Source organism: Mesorhizobium sp. WSM4816, assembly GCF_055811535.1.
The window spans coordinates 1-787 of record NZ_JBVVQR010000100.1 but is presented as its reverse complement, the minus strand read 5'-3'; the positions used below and the strand labels follow the sequence as shown (position 1 = coordinate 787).

1 protein-coding gene and 1 pseudogene are annotated in these 787 nt (G+C 68.1%); both read left to right on the top strand.

Going from position 1 to position 787, the window contains the following annotated elements:
- Positions 1 to 382 (top strand): tyrosine-type recombinase/integrase (locus AC0L3H_RS32970; RefSeq protein WP_473588249.1); only part of this gene is annotated, 382 nt, incomplete at its 5' end.
- Positions 379 to 787 (top strand): annotated as a pseudogene (locus AC0L3H_RS32965) (tyrosine-type recombinase/integrase); the annotation flags it as partial. The gene AC0L3H_RS32970 and the pseudogene AC0L3H_RS32965, both read left to right, overlap by 4 nt.

The window sequence follows — 787 nt, the reverse complement described above, 5'->3', positions numbered from 1 at the left end:
GGGCAAAGGAAGCTGCATCGAACACCTTCCCTTGCCGGCCGATGTCGGCGAAGCGGTGGCGGCCTATCTGCGCCACGGCCGTCCCCGGACCGCCCAGGGCCGGACAGTATTTGTGCGAATCAGGGCGCCCCACGATGCCCTCACAAGCGCTGGCGTGTCGCAAATCGTGGCCGCCGCCGGTTGCCGCACCGGGCTCGGCCGGATCCATGCCCACCGCCTGCGCCATACGGCGGCGTCGGCGATGTTGCGCGCCGGCGCGTCGCTACCGGAGGTCGGGCAGGTCCTGCGTCATCGCCGCGCCCTGACAACGGCGATCTATGCCAAGGTTGATCGCGAAGCCCTGCGAACGATCGCCCGCCCTTGGCCGGGAGAGGTGGCATGAGCGCCCTTCGCCAGGCCCTGGCCGATTACCTGGCCATGCGTCGCGCCCTCGGCTACACGCTTGTTCGGTCCGAGAAGCTTCTTGCCCAGTTCCTCACCTACCTCGAGGCGCAGGGCGAAGACCACCTGACCACCAAGACGGCCCTCACTTGGGCGATGCTGCCGGCAGGCGCCGATCGAAGCTGGATGTCGGCGCGACTTTCCGTCGTTCGCCGCTTTGCGACCCATCTGCGCGGGATTGAGCCGGCAACCGAGGTGCCGCCGTGTGATCTGCTGCCGGGGCGATCTTGCCGAGCGACGCCCTACCTCTATTCGCAGGAGGACGTCATCGCCTTGATGACGGCAACCGCGGCCTTGCGCACGCCGCATCGGGAAGCAACCTACCGGACCCTGATCGGCTTGCTGG